This window comes from Pseudomonas sp. MSSRFD41, from assembly GCF_014230245.1.
Lineage (GTDB): Bacteria > Pseudomonadota > Gammaproteobacteria > Pseudomonadales > Pseudomonadaceae > Aquipseudomonas > Aquipseudomonas piscis.
In genome coordinates this window covers 95,631-114,291 of sequence record NZ_JACKZK010000013.1, presented here as the reverse complement: position 1 = coordinate 114,291, position 18,661 = coordinate 95,631, and the positions used below count along the sequence as shown (strand labels likewise).

The 18,661-nt window shown below is 64.4% G+C and carries 17 protein-coding genes; 6 read left to right on the top strand and 11 right to left on the bottom strand.

Going from position 1 to position 18,661, the window contains the following annotated elements:
- The first annotated feature begins 38 nt into the window (after positions 1–38).
- On the top strand, positions 39–416 hold the full coding sequence (locus H7A76_RS19810) for a hypothetical protein (protein WP_022642563.1): 378 nt from the start codon (positions 39–41) through the stop codon (positions 414–416).
- Between the two features lie 94 nt (positions 417–510).
- On the opposite strand, the gene H7A76_RS19805 is transcribed toward H7A76_RS19810, so the two are convergent.
- Positions 511–720, bottom strand: a complete 210-nt coding sequence (locus H7A76_RS19805) for a cold-shock protein (RefSeq protein ID WP_022642562.1) — start codon at positions 718–720, stop codon at positions 511–513.
- Positions 721–1,108: 388 nt separating this feature from the next.
- Between H7A76_RS19805 and plsB the strand changes: the two genes are divergently transcribed.
- From plsB to H7A76_RS19790, 3 genes are read left to right on the top strand one after another with little or no spacing between them, the layout of a single operon-like run.
- Entirely contained in the window at positions 1,109–3,613 is a 2,505-nt protein-coding gene (gene plsB / locus H7A76_RS19800) for a glycerol-3-phosphate 1-O-acyltransferase PlsB (RefSeq protein WP_185700058.1), read from the top strand.
- A 51-nt stretch (positions 3,614–3,664) separates the two neighbouring features.
- On the top strand, positions 3,665–4,063 hold the full coding sequence (locus tag H7A76_RS19795) for a YbaY family lipoprotein (RefSeq protein ID WP_185700057.1): 399 nt from the start codon (positions 3,665–3,667) through the stop codon (positions 4,061–4,063).
- A 24-nt stretch (positions 4,064–4,087) separates the two neighbouring features.
- Positions 4,088–4,777, top strand: coding sequence for a DUF4197 domain-containing protein (locus tag H7A76_RS19790; RefSeq protein ID WP_085596164.1), 690 nt, complete (start codon positions 4,088–4,090; stop codon positions 4,775–4,777).
- 55 nt (positions 4,778–4,832) lie between these two features.
- Here H7A76_RS19790 and H7A76_RS19785 read toward each other — a convergent pair whose 3' ends face one another.
- Positions 4,833–7,889, bottom strand: a complete 3,057-nt coding sequence (locus H7A76_RS19785; protein ID WP_185700056.1) for an efflux RND transporter permease subunit — start codon at positions 7,887–7,889, stop codon at positions 4,833–4,835.
- Positions 7,890–7,895: 6 nt separating this feature from the next.
- Positions 7,896–8,984, bottom strand: coding sequence for an efflux RND transporter periplasmic adaptor subunit (locus H7A76_RS19780; RefSeq protein WP_185700055.1), 1,089 nt, complete (start codon positions 8,982–8,984; stop codon positions 7,896–7,898).
- Between the two features lie 94 nt (positions 8,985–9,078).
- Between H7A76_RS19780 and H7A76_RS19775 the strand changes: the two genes are divergently transcribed.
- Positions 9,079–9,723 (top strand): TetR/AcrR family transcriptional regulator, encoded by a 645-nt coding sequence (locus tag H7A76_RS19775; RefSeq protein ID WP_185700054.1) that lies wholly within the window; start codon positions 9,079–9,081, stop codon positions 9,721–9,723.
- Positions 9,724–9,738: 15 nt separating this feature from the next.
- On the opposite strand, the gene H7A76_RS19770 is transcribed toward H7A76_RS19775, so the two are convergent.
- On the bottom strand, positions 9,739–10,521 hold the full coding sequence (locus tag H7A76_RS19770) for a class I SAM-dependent methyltransferase (protein ID WP_185700053.1): 783 nt from the start codon (positions 10,519–10,521) through the stop codon (positions 9,739–9,741).
- Between the two features lie 93 nt (positions 10,522–10,614).
- On the opposite strand from H7A76_RS19770, the gene H7A76_RS19765 reads away from it, so the two are divergent.
- Positions 10,615–11,232 (top strand): energy transducer TonB, encoded by a 618-nt coding sequence (locus H7A76_RS19765; RefSeq protein WP_185700052.1) that lies wholly within the window; start codon positions 10,615–10,617, stop codon positions 11,230–11,232.
- Positions 11,233–11,241: 9 nt separating this feature from the next.
- Here H7A76_RS19765 and H7A76_RS19760 read toward each other — a convergent pair whose 3' ends face one another.
- The 7 genes from H7A76_RS19760 to ppc form a co-directional block, all read right to left on the bottom strand.
- Positions 11,242–11,940 (bottom strand): extensin family protein, encoded by a 699-nt coding sequence (locus tag H7A76_RS19760; protein ID WP_185700051.1) that lies wholly within the window; start codon positions 11,938–11,940, stop codon positions 11,242–11,244.
- Positions 11,941–11,953: 13 nt separating this feature from the next.
- The gene (locus H7A76_RS19755) at positions 11,954–12,787 is read right to left on the bottom strand and encodes an oxaloacetate decarboxylase (protein WP_185700050.1); all 834 of its coding nucleotides are present in this window, start codon (positions 12,785–12,787) and stop codon (positions 11,954–11,956) included.
- A gap of 29 nt (positions 12,788–12,816) precedes the next feature.
- Positions 12,817–13,677 carry a DUF72 domain-containing protein gene (locus H7A76_RS19750; protein WP_185700116.1) on the bottom strand — a complete coding sequence of 287 codons (861 nt, stop codon included), beginning with the start codon at positions 13,675–13,677 and terminating at the stop codon, positions 12,817–12,819.
- On the bottom strand, positions 13,674–13,973 hold the full coding sequence (locus H7A76_RS19745; protein ID WP_185700049.1) for a hypothetical protein: 300 nt from the start codon (positions 13,971–13,973) through the stop codon (positions 13,674–13,676). The genes H7A76_RS19750 and H7A76_RS19745 overlap by 4 nt, the downstream gene beginning before the upstream one ends.
- Before the next feature lie 187 nt (positions 13,974–14,160).
- Positions 14,161–14,835 carry a tRNA (adenosine(37)-N6)-threonylcarbamoyltransferase complex dimerization subunit type 1 TsaB gene (tsaB, locus tag H7A76_RS19740; protein ID WP_185700048.1) on the bottom strand — a complete coding sequence of 225 codons (675 nt, stop codon included), beginning with the start codon at positions 14,833–14,835 and terminating at the stop codon, positions 14,161–14,163.
- 88 nt (positions 14,836–14,923) lie between these two features.
- Positions 14,924–15,571: an adenylate kinase gene (adk, locus tag H7A76_RS19735; protein ID WP_185700047.1), complete on the bottom strand. Its 648-nt coding sequence runs from the start codon at positions 15,569–15,571 to the stop codon at positions 14,924–14,926.
- A gap of 289 nt (positions 15,572–15,860) precedes the next feature.
- The gene (gene ppc / locus H7A76_RS19730) at positions 15,861–18,491 is read right to left on the bottom strand and encodes a phosphoenolpyruvate carboxylase (protein WP_185700046.1); all 2,631 of its coding nucleotides are present in this window, start codon (positions 18,489–18,491) and stop codon (positions 15,861–15,863) included.
- Positions 18,492–18,661: the final 170 nt, after the last annotated feature.

Below are 18,661 nucleotides of genomic sequence, written 5' to 3'. Positions count from 1 at the left end.
CCGCGAATGGATTTTTCAGACCGGCAATGAGGACATCCATGCGCCAGCCCGATATCGAGATTTACCTGAAAGACGCCGACGTCGACCACAAGGCCATCGCCGCCTGGCTCGGCGCCGTGCTGGGTCCTTGCAGCCAATGGGTACAGAAGGGCCAGACCTACAAATGCACTGCCGGCCAGGTGCCGGTGACCTGGCTGCCCAAGGCCGTGGGCAAATGGAACAGCCTCTACCTGGAAAGCGACCAGACGCCCTGGGACGACGACATCGCCTGCGCCCGCGCCGCGTTCGCCGCGCTCAACGTCGAGGTGCGCTGCGCACCGGGTAGCTGGGTCGAAGAAGAAGGTGAAGAGTCCGCCGATCGCTGGATTCGCATCAGCACCGACGGTGAGGAAGAGATTACCTGGCGCACCGCCTGATTGCGCTTGCGCCTGACGCCAATGACGGCCGGAGCGAGGCTTGCTCGCGACAGCGTTTATCGCGAGCACGCTTCGCTCCGGCCGGGCAGAGCCCTTACAAGCCGACGACGTCCTCGGCCTGTAGGCCTTTCTGGCCTTCGACCACGGCGTACTCCACCTGCTGGCCTTCAGTCAGGGAACGGTGGCCTTCGCCACGGATCGCCCGGTAGTGAACGAACACGTCCGCTCCACCTTCACGCTGGATAAAGCCGTAGCCCTTGGCGTCGTTGAACCACTTCACGCTGCCGGTCTCACGAGTAGTCATGAATCCATCCCTCAATTTTTTATTATTGGCTCGGCGCTCTGCCGCCAAACCTGGAGAACTTTCCCTGGGCCTGCTTCTCTATGAGTGGAAGCGATACGACTGCGGGAGAGTTGGCCGAGTATATGACAGGTGGAAAAACTCTCAACTCAATCTTGTTTGGTGGCGTTTTTGCCGATTTTCGACGAATCCGGCACACTAGCGCCCACTACTGCCAGGTAAAGAGCCGCGTTGCCGGACGACGTCGCCGACCACCGGGCGGGAGCGAACAAACCGTACTTCTCGCACCTTTTTCCGCAACAAGCGAGCTGCCGTCGCGACCTGTCCCAGCGACCACGGCTCCTCCCCCCAGGCTTGCGCTTGGTTTTTTATTCACTCACGTAGAAACCGTATGACCCGCTCCCCGATCCGCCGTCTCGTGTTTGGCACCTTGCGCCGCCTGCTGTATCTCTGGGTACGCTCGGAAACCATCAACCAGTCGTCCTTCACTCTTGACCTGGACCGCAGCCGACCGGTGTTCTACGTCCTGCAAAACCCGTCCCTGAGCGACCTGGCGGTGGTGGACACCGAGTGCACCAAGGCCGGCCTGCCACGCCCGGTACTGCCGGTGTCGGTGGGCAACCTGCTGGAACCCGCGGCATTCTTCTACCTGACCCCGGAACCGGACTGGCTCGGCCGCCAGGACAAGCGCGGCGCCCCACCGACCCTGACCCGCCTGGTCAGCGCCCTGGCCCAGAACGCCACCGAAGATGCGCAGATCATCCCGGTCAGCGTGTTCTGGGGCCAGTCCCCGGACAGCGAGTCCAGCCCCTGGAAGCTGCTGTTCGCCGACAGCTGGGCGGTCACCGGACGCCTGCGTCGCCTGCTGAGCATCATGATCCTGGGACGCAAGACCCGGGTGCAGTTCTCGGCACCGATCCACCTGCGCGAGCTGATCGAGCACAACAAGGGCCACGAGCGCACCGTGCGCATGGCCCAGCGCATCCTGCGGGTGCACTTTCGCAACCTCAAGGCCGCCGTCATCGGCCCGGACATTTCCCACCGGCGCAACCTGGTCAAGGGCCTGCTCAACCAGCCCCTGGTCAAGCAGGCGATCCTGGATGAAGCCGAGCGCGAGAAGATCTCCCCGGAAAAGGCCAAGGCCCAGGCCCTGCGCTATGGCAACGAGATCGCCTCGGACTACACCTACACCGCGATCCGCTTCCTGGAAGTGGTGCTGAGCTGGTTCTGGAACAAGATCTACGACGGGATCAAGGTCAACCACCTCGAAGGCGTGCAGAAGATCGCCCAGGGCCACGAAGTCATCTACGTGCCCTGCCATCGCAGCCATATCGACTACCTGTTGCTGTCCTACCTGCTGTTCCGCAATGGCCTGACCCCGCCCCACATCGCCGCCGGGATCAACCTCAACATGCCGCTGATCGGCGGCCTGCTGCGCCGCGGCGGGGCCTTCTTCATGCGCCGCACTTTCAAGGGCAACCCGCTCTACACCTCGGTGTTCAACGAGTACCTGCACACCCTGTTCACCAAGGGCTTTCCCGTGGAGTACTTCGTCGAGGGCGGGCGCTCGCGCACCGGACGGATGCTGCAACCCAAGACCGGCATGCTGGCCATCACCTTGCGCAGCTTCCTGCGCTCCTCGCGCATGCCCATCGTCTTCGTGCCGGTGTACATCGGCTACGAGCGGGTGCTGGAAGGCCGCACCTACCTGGGCGAGCTGCGTGGCGCGAGCAAGAAGAAGGAGTCGATCTTCGACATCTTCAAGGTCATCGGCGCGCTCAAGCAGCGCTTCGGCCAAGTGGCGGTGAACTTCGGCGAACCGATCAAGCTGGCAGAGTTCCTCGACCAGGAGCAACCGGGCTGGCGCACGCAGGAACTGGGCCCGCAGTTCCGTCCGGCCTGGCTCAACGAAACCACCAACCGCCTGGGCGAACGGGTCGCGCAGCACCTTAACGAAGCCGCCGCGATCAACCCGGTGAACCTGGTGGCCCTGGCCCTGCTCTCCACCAGCCGCCTGGCCCTGGACGACCGCGCCATGGCCCGGGTGCTGGACCTGTACCTGGCCCTGCTGCGCAGCGTGCCCTACTCGCCCCACACCACCTTGCCGGAAGGCGATGGCCGGGCGCTGATCCAGCACGTCAAGGACATGGACCTGCTGGCCGAGCAGAGCGATGCCCTGGGCAAGATCCTCTACCTGGACGAGCAGAACGCCGTCCTGATGACCTACTACCGCAACAACGTGTTGCACATCTTCGCCTTGCCGGCCCTGCTGGCGAGTTTCTTCCAGAGCGCCTCGCGCATGAGCCGCGAGCAGATCCTGCGCTACACCCGCGCCCTGTATCCGTACCTGCAGGCCGAGCTGTTCATCCGCTGGCCCCTGGAAGAACTGGACGCGGTAGTGGACCAGTGGCTGCAAGCCTTCGTCGAGCAAGGCCTGCTGCGCTTCGAGAAAGAGATGTACCAGCGCCCGGCGCCCAGCTCGCGCCACTTCGTCCTGCTGACCCTGCTGTCCAAGAGCATCGCCCAGACCCTGCAGCGCTTCTACATGGCCATTTCGCTGTTGCTCAACAGCGGCCAGAACAGCATCAGCGCCGAAGAGCTGGAAGACCTCTGCACCGTCATGGCCCAGCGCCTGTCGATCCTGCATGGCCTCAATGCCCCGGAGTTCTTCGACAAGAGCCTGTTCCGCCATTTCATCCAGACCCTGCTGGACCAGGGCGTGCTGCACCGCGACGACGCCGGCAAGCTGAGCTACCACGAACTGCTGGGGGAGCTGGCCGAGGGCGCTGCCAAGCGCGTGCTGCCGGCGGAGATTCGCCTGTCGATCCGCCAGGTCGCCCTGCACCGCAGCGAAGACGCCGCCGAGCAAGTCGCGACGGCGGCGCAAAGCGAGTAGATTCTCAAGGGCGCCGCGGCTTGCGCGGCGCCCCAGATACGGAGATCCGCCATGAAGAAGCTCATACTGCTGGCCGCCGCGGCGCTGCTCGGTGCTTGCCAATCCACCGCGCCTGCGACCAAGGCCAGCCTCGAAGGTGAAGTCTTCTATCTGCAACGCGTCGCCCTGCCAGCGACCGCCACCCTGAGCGTGAGCCTGCAGGACGTGTCCCTGGCCGATGCGCCGGCGGTGCTCCTGGCCGAGCAACGCGGGCCCGTCAAGGGCCAGGTGCCGCTGCCCTTCCATCTCGACTACGACCCGGCGCAGGTCAAGCCTGGCCACACCTATTCGCTCAGTGCGCGCATCGAAGTCGATGGCCAGCTGATCTTCATCACCACCGAACACAACGGAGTCAAACTCGACGGCAGCGATCCGCAGCCGTTCAAGCTCCGTGTCGACGCTGTCCGTTAACCCCCACTGCACAAGGAAGCCGCCATGCTCCGTACCTCGCTCCGTTTCACCAGCCTGTGCGCTGGCCTGATGATCTCCGCCAGTGCCCTGGCCCTGTCCCTGAGCGACCTGTCCCAGGGCGATGCCAGCGGCGGTCTCAAGGATGCCCTGACCCAGGGTGCGCAAATCGCCGTCAAGCAGCTGGGCACCCCCGGCGGCTTCAGCAACAACCCGGACGTACGCATCGAGCTGCCGGGCAACCTGGGCAAGGTCGCCAAGAAGATGAAGCAGTTCGGCATGGGCGAGCAGGTCGAACAGCTGGAAACCAGCATGAACAAGGCCGCCGAGGCGGCAGTCCCGCAAGCCCAGGCGCTGCTGGTGGATGCCGTGAAGAAGATGACCGTGGCCGATGCCAAGGGCATCCTGGCCGGTGGCAAGGATTCAGCCACCCAATACCTGGACAAGAGCAGTCGTGAGCAGATCCGCGCCAAGTTCCTGCCGATCGTCAAGCAGGCCACCGACCAGGTCGGCCTGGCCAAGCAGTACAACTCCTTCGCCGGACAGGCTGCGACCCTTGGCGTGCTGGATGCCAAGAGCGCCAATATCGAGGGTTACGTGACCGAGCAGGCGCTCAACGGCCTGTTCGAGATGATCGGCAAGCAGGAAGAAACCATTCGCCAGAACCCGGGCGCCGCGGCCACCAGCCTGGCCAAGAAAGTCTTCGGCACCCTGTAGGCCCTGCCCTCACCCGCAGGAGCCGGTCGCCCGGCTCCTGCGTCGCGCAATCGCCTCAGTCCTTCTTGATCCTGAACCATGCCGCATAGAGTGCCGGCAGGAACAGCAAGGTCAGCGCCGTAGCGACAATCAGCCCGCCCATGATCGCCACCGCCATTGGCCCGAAGAACACGCTGCGCGACAGTGGGATCATCGCCAGCACCGCCGCCAGGGCGGTCAGCACGATAGGCCGGAAGCGCCGCACCGTGGCCTCGATAATCGCATCCCAGGGTTTCTGTCCGGCCCTGATGTCCTGCTCGATCTGGTCCACCAGGATCACCGAGTTACGCATGATCATCCCCGACAGGGCGATGGTGCCCAGCATCGCCACGAAGCCGAAGGGTTGGCGGAACACCAGGAGGAACAGGGTCACGCCGATCAGCCCCAGCGGAGCGGTGAGGAACACCATGACCGTGCGCGAGAAGCTGCGCAGCTGGACCATCAGCAGGGTCAGCACCACCACGATGAACAGTGGCACGCCAGCTTTCACCGAGTTCTGGCCGCGGGCGGAGTCCTCGACGGTGCCGCCGACCTCCAGCAAGTAGCCATCGGGCAACTCGGCACGTACCGGCTCCAGGGTCGGCAGGATCTGCTGAACCAGGGTCGCCGGCTGCTCCTTGCCATAGATATCGCCCCGCACGGTTACCGTTGGCAGGCGGTTGCGATGCCAGATCACGCCTTCCTCGAAGCCGTACTCCACAGTCGCGACCTGGGATAGCGACACGCTCTGGCCGTTATCGGTCGGCACCGCCAGGCTCGGCAACAGCGACAGTTCGGTACGCTCCTCGCGGGTGCCGCGCAGGAGGATCTCGATCAGCTCGTTGTCCTCGCGGTACTGGCTGACGGTGGAGCCGATCAGCGAGCTCTGGAGGAACTTCGACAGGTTGGCGGTGCTCACGCCCAGGGCCCTGGCACGATCCTGGTCGATGTTCAGGTAGACCACCTTGCTCGGCTCTTCCCAGTCCAGGTGGACGTTGGCCACATGGGGGTTCTCGCGCACCTTGGTCGCCACCTTGCGGGCCAGGGCACGCACCTGCTCGATGTGTTCGCCAGTGACCCGGAACTGCACCGGATAACCTACCGGCGGGCCGTTCTCCAGGCGCGTGACCCGCGAACGCAAGGCCGGGAACTGTTGATTGAGGGTATCGAGCAACCAGCTGCGCAGGCTCTCGCGATCCTCGATGCTCTTGGCCAGGACCACGAACTGGGCAAAGCTGGTGGCCGGCAGCTGCTGGTCCAGGGGCAGGTAGAAGCGCGGTGAACCGGTGCCGACGTAGGCCACGTAATTGTCGATGCCCGGGTGATCCTTGAGCATCGCTTCCAGGCGCTTGACCTCTTCGGCGGTATTGCTCAGGGAGGCGCCTTCGGCCAGTTTCAGGTCGACCATCAGTTCCAGGCGGCCCGAAGCCGGGAAGAACTGCTGCGGGACGAAGCGGAACAACAGCACCGAGCCGACGAACGCCAGGATGGTCAGGACGATCACCGTCTTGCGCCGCTCCACGCACCAGCCCACCACCCGGCGTACCCGCTGGTAGAACGGCGTGCCGTGGGGATTGGATTCGGCGCCGTGCTTGGCGGCATGGAGCTTGGCCAGATCCGGCAGCAGCTTCTCGCCCAGGTACGGCACGAACACCACCGCGGCGATCCACGAAGTCACCAGGGCGATGGTCACCACCTGGAAGATCGAACGGGTGTACTCACCCGTGCCCGACTGGGCCGTGGCGATCGGCAAGAAACCCGCCGCGGTGATCAGGGTGCCGGTCAGCATCGGGAACGCGGTACTGGTCCAGGCATAGCTCGCGGCCTTGATCCGGTCGAACCCCTGCTCCATCTTGATCGCCATCATCTCCACCGCGATGATCGCGTCGTCCACCAGCAGGCCGAGGGCCAGGACCAGGGCGCCGAGGGAAATCTTGTGCAAGCCGATGCCCAGGTAATACATGGTGGCGAAGGTCATCGCCAGCACCAGGGGAATGGCCAGGGCCACCACCATCCCGGTGCGGATACCCAGGGAAAAAAAGCTCACCAGCAGTACGATGATCAGCGCCTCGGCCAGTACCCGGACGAACTCGCCGACCCCGGTCTTCACCGCCGCCGGCTGGTCGGAGACCTTGCGCAGCTCCATGCCCGCCGGCAGGGTTTTCTGCAACCGCGCGAACTCGCCCTCCAGGGCCTTGCCCAGCACCAGGATGTCACCGCCCTCCTTCATCGCCACGGCCAGGCCGATGGCGTCTTCGCCCATGAAGCGCATGCGCGGCGCGGGCGGATCGTTGAAGCCACGACGGACATCGGCGACATCGCCGATGCGGAAGGTGCGTCCGGCCACACGGATCGGGAAGCTGCGGATCTGCTCCACGGTCTGGAAATTACCGGACACGCGCAATTGCACGCGCTCGCTGGAAGTCTCGAAGAACCCTGCGGTGGATACCGCGTTCTGCTCCTCCAGGGCCTGCTGCACCGCCGCCAGGGGCAGGCCCAGGGTCGCCAGCTTGACGTTGGACAGTTCGATCCAGATCTTTTCGTCCTGCAAGCCCAGCAGCTCGACCTTGCCCACGTCCTTGACCCGTTGCAGCTGGATCTGGATGCGGTCGGCGTAGTCCTTGAGCACCGCGTAGTCGAAACCCTGCCCGGTCAGCGCGTAGATGTTGCCGAAGGTGGTGCCGAACTCATCGTTGAAGAACGGCCCCTGGATGCCTGGCGGCAGGGTGTGGCGGATATCGCTGATCTTCTTGCGAACCTGGTACCAGAGTTCGGGAATCTGGTTGGAGTGCATCGAGTCCCGGGCGATGAAGGTCACCTGGGATTCACCGGGCCGCGAGAAGGACACGATACGGTCGTACTCGCCGGTCTCCATCAGCTTCTTCTCGATGCGCTCAGTGACCTGGCGCGACACTTCCTGGGCCGTGGCCCCCGGCCAATTGGTGCGGATCACCATGGCCTTGAAGGTGAAGGGTGGATCTTCGCTCTGGCCCAGCTTGGTGTAGGACAACGCCCCGACAATGGCCAGCAGCAGCATCAGGAACAGGACGATCTGGCGATTGCGCAACGCCCAGGCGGAAAGGTTGAAACCCATCGGGGATTACTCCTTGGCCGCCAGGTTGACCACACGGTTGGAGCGATCCACAGGGCGCACTTGCAGGCCCTCGTGGAGCACATGCACGCCTGCCGCCACCACCCAGTCGGATGGGCTCAGGCCCTCGAGCACCGGCACGGTCTTTTCGTTGAAGGCGCCAACCCGCACCGGGGTCTTGTGCAGGGTGTTATTGGCGTCGATCCGCCAGACGTAGGTGGCCCCGCCTTCGGCGGTCAAGGCCGACAGCGGGACCGACAGCGCCACTTGCTCGCCGTTCTGGACGAACACCCGGGCACTCTGGCCCAGTTCCGCCGGGACCTTGCCAGCATTGAAGGCAATGCGCGCGGCGAAGGTCCGCGAGCGTGGATCGGCGGCTGGCGACAACTCGCGGATATGTCCGGCAAAACGCTGTCCCGGCTGGGTCCAGAGTTCCACCGACACTGGCTGGCCGACCTTGAAACGACCGAAGTTCTGTTCCGGTACGCTGATCAGCACCTCCCGCTCGCCATCGGTGGCCAGGGTGAAGACCGTCTGCCCGGCAGCCACGACTTGCCCCACTTCCACTGCCCGCTTGGCTACCACGCCATTCTGGGGCGCCCGCAGCACGGCGTAGCCGGCCTGGTTACTGGCGACATCGAACTCAGCCTTGATCTGCTTCAGCCGTGCTTCGCCGGCACGATAGAGGTTCTCGGCGTTGTCGTACTGCGAATGGCTGACCATCTGCCGGTCCAGCAGGGCCTTGTAGCGATCGCGCTCGGCACGCACCAGGTTGAGGTTGGCGCTGGCGGCGGTGACCTGGGCCCGGGTGGCCTCCAGTTGCAGGCGCACATCCTGGGGGTCGAGCTCGGCCAGCGGCTGGTCGGCCTTGACTCGCTCGCCCTCCTCTACCAGCCGTCGGCTGACCTTGCCGCCGATACGGAACGCCAGGTCCGGTTCGTAACGGGCCCGGACTTCGCCGGGATAGCTGTCCAAAGCCCGTGCCGAAGGCTCTGGCTGTACCACCATGGCCGGCCGGACGCCGATCTGGACGGGCTCTTCGTGCCCACAAGCAGACAGAAAAAAAGCCAGGCTGACTGGCAGGGCATAGCGCAACATGGCGGCGACCTTTCGCTAATGGGGCTTGGAATATTTATACTGGCCAGTATGTTATTAATAGCAAACTCACCAGTCCAGTATTAACAACGAAAAAATGTCCGACAATCACGCCGCAAACGTTGGGCCAGGCAGGCCCAAGGATCTGGCAAAACGTCAAGCCATTCTCGAAGCAGCCAAGAACCTGTTCTTGAGCAATGGCTACGCCAACACCAGCATGGATGCGGTCGCCGCTGAAGCCGGGGTTTCCAAGCTCACGGTATACAGCCACTTCAACGATAAGGAGACGCTGTTTTCCGCCGCCGTGGTGGCCAAGTGCGAGGAACAATTACCCACCCTGATCTACGAGCTGACGCCGGGCACCTCGGTGCAAAGCCTGCTGCTGGCTATTGGCCGGGGCTTTCACCAATTGGTCAACAGCGACGAGTCGGTCAACCTGCACCGCCTGATCATGACCCTGGGCAGCCAGGACCCCAAGCTCTCGCAGGTGTTCTTCGAAGCCGGCCCCGAACGTGTCTTGCAGGGCATGGAGCGGCTATTGGGCAAGATCCATCAGCAAGGCACCCTGTACATCGATAAGCCGCGCAACGCCGCCGAGCATTTCTTCTGCATGCTCAAGGGCGGGGCGAATTTCCGCCTCCTCTATGGCTGCGGCAAGCCCCTGACAGGGGCCGCCGCAGAGGAACACGTACGGGAAGTGGTGGGGCTGTTCATGCGCGCCTATCGCCCGGGACCGGACTGATCTCGCCGCCACGGCTCAGGCCTTGAGAGCCTTCTTGGGGTAGATGTCGTAGCGACTGGACTTGCCTTCCAGGCCATGGCTGGGCTTGGGCCCATCGATGCATGGCGCCTTGCGCGGACGCTTGACCACCACCCGGTGGCTGGCCAAGGCCAGGGCAGCCTCCAGCAATGCCGGTGCGTCGTTGTCGTCGCCCACCAGAGGCCGGAACAGGCGCATTTCCTTTTTCACCAGGGCGCTTTTCTCGCGGTGGGGGAACATCGGGTCGAGGTAGATCACCTGGGGCGGTTCGCCTTGCCAGTTGCGCATCAGCTCGATGGAATTGCCCTTGAGCAGCTGCATCCGCGCAACGATGGGCGCCACCTCGGCATCCTGCGCCGCACGGGCCAGGCCATCCTCCAGCAGAGCGCCAATCAGCGGCTGGCGCTCGATCAGGCTCATCTGGCAGCCCAGGGTCGCCAGCACGAAAGCATCCTTGCCCAGGCCCGCCGTGGCATCCAGCACCCGTGGCCGCACGCCCTGGGCCACGCCCGCGGCCTTGGCGATCATCTGGCCGCTGCCGCCGCCGTACAAGCGCCGATGGGCCGCGCCGCCTTCGACGAAATCCACCCGTACCGGCCCTGGAGCCTCAGGCCCCAATTGCTGCAGTTGCAGCCCGTGTTCGCCCACCTGCAGGGCGAACTCGGCATCCTCGACCTGCAACGGCAGGCCCAGGCGCTCGGCCCACTGCCGGGCCTCGGACTCGAACCCGGCATCCAGGGCCTCGACGTTGATGCGGCAGGCCGCAGGTTGCTCACTCATCTGAAACCACGCTCAAAAAATTAATGATCGGCAAAAACTGCCGATAACAGGACTATCGGCCATTTTGCCAGAGCTCAGCGTCGACCGAGAGCAATGTCAGACATTCAACGCACATCGATAGGTTATATCTCGCCCCATGGCGACTATGGCCTGCGCAACTCCCAGGCACTCAGTGGCGTCAGCCACCTGTGGCAGGACTTCTTTGCCCAGGCCCTGGCCGAGCAAAGAGGTGATGGCGCCGGCGTTGAAGCCATGCCCAAGGTGGCCGTCGATGGCCCGGTGGAACCTGCCGGCGGCAGCGAGATACTGGCGCAGATCGTCAACCAGCGCGGTTGCGAGGTCCAGGACACCGAAGTCCGTCCGCCCGAGCCACTGTTCCTGCCCATCGCCGAGTTCGAGATGGATCTGCTGGACAAGCCGGCCCCGCCCTTCCCGCCGGAAGAAATCATCGCCCAGCAACGCCAGCAAGATTTCGAGAGCGGCTGGGTACGCCCGATCGTGCTCAATGCCGGCCAGCCCCTGCCAGAGCCCGGCCCGGCCCCGGAACCGCGCCCGCTGCACCTACCGATCGCCGAATTCGAGATGGACTTGCTGGAAAAGCCGGCCGAGCCATTCCCGCCGCAAGAACTTATCGAGCAGCAACGGCAGATGGACTTCGACATGGGCTGGGCCCGTCCGCTGATCCTGCAGAACCTGCGCATCGCCGCCTGATCCTGCCCCTTAGCGACAACGCCAGAGCGGCCCCAGGTCCAGGTGGAAATGGTTGCGATGGGCGCTGTTGAAATCCGGCCCCAGCACCACGTTGAAAGCGTCGCAGGCACCCTCCCGGGCCAGGCGCAAAAACCGTCCCTCGGCACTGTCCTTCGGCCAATCCCTGAGCACGCTGATGTTGCGTCCGTCACTCAGGCGAAAGCCGGCGATATCCAGGGCATTGGCACTGGCATGCTCGCTGCGCCAGCCAGTCTTGCGGTGGTACATATTGCGACAGGCAAAACTGCCCAGGTGATCGACGCGCGCCACCCGCTGGCCAAACACCTGCTGCGCCGCCGGCTGCAAGCCATGGCGCTGGTACAGGGCAAAGGCCACGGCCAGCGGACAACTGGCGAGGAAGCTGCTGCTCAGGGCGATATCGCCACCCTGCACTCGCACGGTATTGCTCAAGGGACAGTCCACATCGGCACGGCTGTCGGGTTGGCGACTGGTGCGCAAGCCCGAGGTCGCGAGGGCCTGGTCGCACAGTTGTGGATTATCTCGTAGCCGGGCCAGCTTGAAACGGGTCAACAGATTGGGCTCGGCCCGCACGTCCAGCGGAGCCCAGGGATTCCAGGCATCTGCCAGCGGCAGCCAGCCCAGCCGAACGCCAATCAGCAACAGGGCACCCAGCAACACCAGGGCGCCCGCAACCTTCCTTGCCCTCACGCCAATTCCCTTTTTACGACTGCTTGAACAATTGATTGATCTGTCCGAAGGGAATCGCCCGCTCGGCGAAATCGAAGCGGCCCTGATCACGGATCTCCTGTGCCGCCTGGTAGAACGCGCCATAGGCCGCCCGGGCCAGGGCCGAACCGACACTGATGCGCTTCACGCCCAACTCCGCCAGTTGCCCCACGCTCAGGTCCAGGCCGCCGGACATCAGCACGTTCACCGGCTTGGGCGCCACCGCCCGCACCACTTGGCTGATCTCCTGCGCACTGCGCAGCGCCGGGGCGTAGAGCACGTCGGCACCGGCCTCGGCGTAGGCCTGCAGGCGGCGGATGGTGTCCGCCAGGTCATTGCAACCGTGCAACTGGTTTTCCGCCCGGGCAGTCAGGGTGAAGGCAAACGGCAGGCTACGCACTGCCGCGACACAAGCCTCGATGCGCTCCACCGCCAACTGGAAATCGTAGATGGGATCCTCGGCACGGCCGGTGGCGTCCTCGATCGAGCCACCCACCGCGCCGCAGGCAGCCGCTTGCAACAGGGCCTGGGCGCACTCCCGGGGGTTGTCGGCAAAACCGTTTTCCAGGTCCACGGCTACCGGCAACTCGCTGGCGCCGACGATGCCGCGCACATTGGCCAGGGTATCTGCCAGGCTCAAGGCGCCTTCGGCATCCGGGCGCGCGAGGGAAAACGCATAGCCGGCACTGGTGGTGGCCAGGGCCTCGAAACCCAGGCCGGCCAGCAGCCTGGCGGAACCGGCATCCCAGGGGTTGGGAATGACAAAAGCTCCGGCACGCTCATGCAGGGCCTTGAAAGCATTGGCACGAAGGGTTTGCGCGTGGTCCATTACTCGCTCCTAAAGGCTGTGAAAGCACCTCAGAGCAAACCAAGCTGCTCCGCGGCGGGTTCCCTGTATAACTCAGGCAAGGCGGGCAAACCAGGCAAACGTTGCATCAGGCGCGCATGAAAACGCCGGGCCAGTTCAGCGGCCATGCGGTTGTCGGAGGTGTGCAGGAAAACATAGGGCGTACGCCCTTCTTCGATCCAGCCGGCGACCTTGTCGAGCCAGGGCACCAGGAACGAATCGTTGGCCGCAAGCTCGGGATGGCCAATGAAACGCACCTGGGGAAACTGGGTGAATGCCGCAGGTCGCGGCGGCACCTTGGGTTTCTTCGACTGCGCATGCAGCACCGCGGGTGCCGTCGAAGTGCAGCTGAACAGGGCTCGTGGATCGAGGCAGATACGCTCGACACCGCGTTCGAGCAGCAAGCGGTTGAGCATCCGCTCGGCATCGCCCTTGGCGAAGAACTCCGGGTGCCGGACCTCCACCGCCAGCGGTCGCTGCAGGCCATCGATGAATTCCACCAGTTCGCCCAGGCGCTGTGGCGCGAAGGTGGCCGGCAACTGCAGCCACAACGGCGACACCCGCTCACCCAGCGGGCTGAGCAACTGAATGAAACTCTCGGCGGCCGGTAGCTGTTCGCGCAGATCGCCGCCATGGCTGATATCGCCCGGGAACTTGGCGGTGAAACGAAAGTGCCCGGGCATGATCTGCGCCCAGCGCTCCACCGTGGCTGGCGCGGGCCGGGCATAGAAGGTGGTATTACCCTCGACGGCGTTGAACACCTGGCAGTACAGGCCGAGGAAATCGCTGGGTCGTGCATCCTCCGGGTACAGGTACTCGCGCCAGGCGTTTTCACTCCAGGAAGGACAGCCGAGAAAATAAGGCAACATCAGATGTGCAGGTCGAGCCCCACCACTTCCATGTCCCAATCGACGAAACCGGCGGTGGTCAGGTAACTGGCCAGGGCATTGGCCACGCTTCTTTTCATGGCACGCTGGAAGATCATGTCCTGGGGACGGGCGGGAAGATTGCTGGTACGGGAGGCTGACTGGGAACGGCCCTGGGCCGCGGGCTCGGGTTGGACCTCGATGGCATCGATATCGTCCAGGGACTCGTCTACCTGCGCCCGACCTTTGCGAGGCTTGCGCTTGATGGGGTAGGAGTGCGAGGAGATGCCGTCTATACGCATACTGGAAAGCCCGGGGTCGATGATGGCAATTTAGCGGCACTGCTTCGACTTAGCAAATGCCCGAGTGATAACTAGAACACAGAAAAGCCAAAAGGTTTGAATCCGGGCAGGATTCGCGTCAAAAACCGGACGATTGGCGTTGGTCGTGGAGGTTACCCATTCCATCCGCCCATCGGCACGGGCTTATTCAACGAGCCTTGGGCGTGGCTACCTTGTCCCGCAGGTAGACCGGCTGGGCATCGTCGGCACGGATCGACTCGCCGCGCTCCCAGGCGAACCGCGCGAGCGCCAGCAGGTCTTCGGCATGGGGTAGCATGCCCGCGTCCTGGCCACTGAGGCTGAGCGCAATGCGCTCGCCGTAACCCCACCCGGTACCGGCACCGAACCAGTCGCCGGTACTGCCCTCGGGCAAGGCGGCAGCCTCGGGAGGCAGGACCGCCTCATTGCCCACCAGGCGCATCTCCCCGGCGACTTCCCGGTAGCAGCCCCAATAGACTTCATCCATGCGCGCATCGATGGCTGCCGCGACCTGGGTCGCGCCGTGCTCGCGCAAGGCCCGCTGGGCCAGGACCGCCAGGTTGGACACCGGCAGTACCGGGCGGTCCAGGGCAAAGGCCAGGCCCTGCACCACGCCGATGGCGATCCGCACTCCAGTGAAGGCACCAGGGCCACGACCGAAGGCAATGGCGTCCACCGCCTGCAAGGTCGTCCCGGCGTTGTCCAGCAGTTCCTTGATCATCGGCAACAACTTCTGCGCATGCAGGCGCGGAATCACCTCGTAATGGCTCGTGACCTTGCCGTCATGCAGCAAAGCAACGGAGCAGGCTTCAGTCGCGGTGTCCAGGGCCAGCAAGGTGCTCATCGGGGATTCCATCGCATAAAAAAAGTGGCGCATTATAAACAGCAACGGCCCGCAAGCGGGCCGTTGTGCGATCAAACGATAAGGTTGTTCAGCTCAGGGCTTCGAGCACCTTGGCGGTGATCACTTCCACCGAGCCCACGCCAGGGATATGGCTGTATTGGGGCTTGCCCTGGGACGCGGCCAACTGCTGGTAGAACTCAACCAGCGGCTTGGTCTGGGAGTGGTAGACCGACAGGCGATGGCGCACGGTTTCCTCGGTGTCGTCCTTGCGCTGCACCAGGTCTTCACCGGTGATGTCGTCCTTGCCAGCGATCTTCGGCGGGTTGTAGACGGTGTGATACACACGGCCCGAAGCCTCGTGCACACGGCGACCGGCGATGCGCTGGACGATCTCTTCGTCGTCGACGGCGATTTCCACCACGTGGTCCAGTTCGACACCGGCCTTCACCAAAGCTTCGGCCTGAGGAATGGTGCGCGGGAAGCCATCGAACAGGAAGCCGTTGGCGCAGTCAGGCTGGCTGATGCGTTCCTTGACCAGGTTGATGATCAGGTCATCGGAAACCAGGCCGCCGCTGTCCATCACGCTCTTGGCCTTCAGGCCCAGCTCGGTGCCTGCCTTGACCGCAGCACGCAGCATGTCGCCGGTGGAGATCTGTGGAATGCCGAACTTCTCGGTGATGAACTTTGCCTGAGTACCTTTACCGGCCCCGGGAGCTCCCAGCAGAATTACGCGCATCGATGTGCTCCTCAATTTTTTATTTAGAAACGCTCGGATTCGCCTCGTCGGGCCAATCTCAAAAATCAGGTTAAAGCCGCCCAAACGGCCAAAGGCTGATCAAGATACACAGCCGACACAGCGCACACAAGCAGTCGAAAGTCGGAGGAACCCGGCCTTTTCGTGCCCTGTTGGCGAGGTATGACAAGTCGCAACCCCGTAACAAAGTGTCGCCAGATAGATCTGAGCGACACTCAGTATTTATCCCAATCGGGGCTGTGCCAATTCCGCCCGACGCTCCCCACCGGCCTCAACCTGTATTGCGCAAGCCGGCGGCGATACCCGCCACGGAGACCAACAACGCCTGTTCCACGGGGCTTCCTTGGGGCGCCTCCTGCTTGCGTGAGCGGGCCAGCAGTTCGGCCTGCAACAGGTGCAACGGGTCGAGATAGGTGTTGCGCAGGCGAATGAACTCCAGGGTCTCGGGACTGTGGGCCAGCAGTTGCGACTGCCCGGTCAGCCCCAGGACCACCGCGCACGCCTGCGACAATAGGTCGCGTAAATGTGCACCCAATGGCCGCAGCTCCGGCTCCACCAGGCGCTCGTCATAAGACCGGGCAATCTCGGCATCGGCCTTGGCCAGGACCATCTCCAGCATGTCGATACGGGTGCGGAAGAACGGCCATTGCTCACGCATCTGTCCCAGCAGTTCCCCTTCGCCCCGGGCCAGCGCCTTGCTCAGCGCCGTTTCCCAGCCCAGCCAGGCTGGCAGCATCAGGCGGGTCTGGGTCCAGCCGAAGATCCACGGGATCGCCCGCAGGCTTTCGATGCCCCCGGCCCGGCGCTTGGCCGGCCGACTGCCCAGGGGCAGGCGCCCCAATTCCTGCTCCGGGGTGGACTGGCGGAAATACTCGACGAACTGCGGGTTGTCCCGCACCACCGCCCGATAGGCCTGGACCCCGTCGCTGGCCAACTCGTCCATCAGGTGGCGCCAGGCCGGCTCGGGCGGTGGCGGCGGCAGCAAAGTGGCCTCCAGGACCGCCGCCAGGTAGAGGTTGAGGTTCTGCTCGGCAATATCCGGCAGGCCGAACTTGAAGCGAATCATCTCGCCCTGCTCGGTGGTACGGAAACGCCCCGCCACCGATCCCGGGGGCTGCGACAGGATCGCCGCGTGGGCCGGGCCGCCGCCACGCCCCACGGTGCCGCCGCGACCGTGAAACAACAGCAGTTCCACCTGCTGTTCACGGCAGATATCCACCAGCCGCTCCTGGGCCCGGTACTGGGCCCAGGCCGCAGCCGTGGTGCCGGCGTCCTTGGCCGAGTCGGAGTAGCCGATCATCACTTCCTGCGGGCCCTGCAAGCGTGCGCGATAGCCCGGCAGGTGCAGCAGCTTCTCCATCACCGGGCCGGCGTTGTCCAGGTCCGCCAGGGTTTCGAACAGCGGCACCACGCGCATCGGCCGCAATACCCCGGACTCCTTGAGCAAAAGCTGCACCGCCAGCACGTCGGAGGCGGCGCCAGCCATGGAGATCACATAGGACCCAAGCGACGCCGCCGGGGCCACGGCGATCTCGCGACACGTAGCCAGCACCTCGGCGGTGTCCGCCGAGGGCTTGAAGTAGCCTGGCAACAGCGGACGCCGGCTGCCCAGCTCGCGCATCAGGAAGGTGATGCGGTCTTCCTCGCTCCAATCCTCATAGCGGCCCAGGCCCAGGTAATCGGTGATCTCGGTCATGGCTGCGGTGTGCCGGGCAGAATCCTGGCGCACGTCCAGCCGTACCAGGAACAGGCCGAAGGTCACCGCCCGGCGCAGGCAATCGAGCAGCGGGCCATCGGCGATCACGCCCATGCCGCACTCGTGCAGCGACTGGTAGCACAGTTGCAGCGGCTCCAGCAGCTCGCGGTTGTGCTGCAATACCTCAGGACCGGCCGGCACCGCCGCCCCGAGTGCCGCATGGGCCCAGTTGCGGGTCGCCCGCAAGCGTTCGCGCAGCTGCTTGAGCAAGGCCCGGTAGGGTTCGGCGCTATCCCCTGCCTTGGCCAGCAAAGCGGCGCTGGCCTGCTGCATGGACAGCTCGGCGGCCAGGTGATCGACGTCCCGCAGGTACAGGTCGGCGGCCATCCAGCGCGCCAGCAACAGCACCTCACGGGTCACCGCAGCCGTGACATTGGGGTTGCCATCGCGGTCACCGCCCATCCACGAGGCAAAGCGGATCGGCGCCGATTCCAGCGGCAGGCGCAGCCCAGTGGCGTCGAACAAGGCCTTGTCGGCCTTGCGCAGGTAATTGGGAATGGCCTGCCACAGCGAATGCTCGATCACCGCGAACCCCCACTTGGCCTCGTCCACCGGGGTGGGGCGGGTGCGGCGGATTTCCTCGGTGTGCCAGGCCTCGGCGATCAGGCGTTGCAAACGCTCCTGGATCTGCGCGCGCTCGGCGCTGGTCAGGTCGCGATGGTCCTGGGCGGCCAGTTGCCCGGCGATGGCGTCGTATTTCTGGATCAGGGTGCGGCGCGCCACTTCCGTGGGGTGCGCAGTCAGTACCAGTTCGATTTCCAGGCGTCCCAGCTGACGGGCCAGGGCATCGGCCGAATGCCCCTCGGCCCGCAGGCGCTCCAGCAACTGCGGCAAGACCCGGGCCTCGAACGGCGCCGGTTGCGCCTCGTCACGCCGGTGGATCAACTGGTACTGCTCGGCGATGTTGGCCAGGTTGAGGAACTGGTTGAAGGCCCGGGCTACCGGCAACAGTTCATCCTCGGCCAAGGGATCGAGACTGGCGCTCAGCTCGGCTCCGGTGGAGCTGCGGCGATCGGCCTTGGCCGCCTTGCGAATCTGCTCGATCTTGTCGAGAAACCCCTCCCCGTACTGATCGCGGATGGTGTTGCCCAGCAACTCCCCCAGGAGGTGGACGTCTTCGCGCAGGCGCGCATCAATATCGGTCATCGAGGTGTTCTCCAGCAGACTATGAGGCAGCACGGAAGGCTCAAGAGTGCCGCCTGCATGCGCTCCTTAGCAAGCATGGGACGAGCCGGGCACCGACCTTCGACGATGAAGCTAGTCTCAAGGATAGGCCGCACAACGGCCGCTCACCGGCACCGCCCGGTCAACCCACC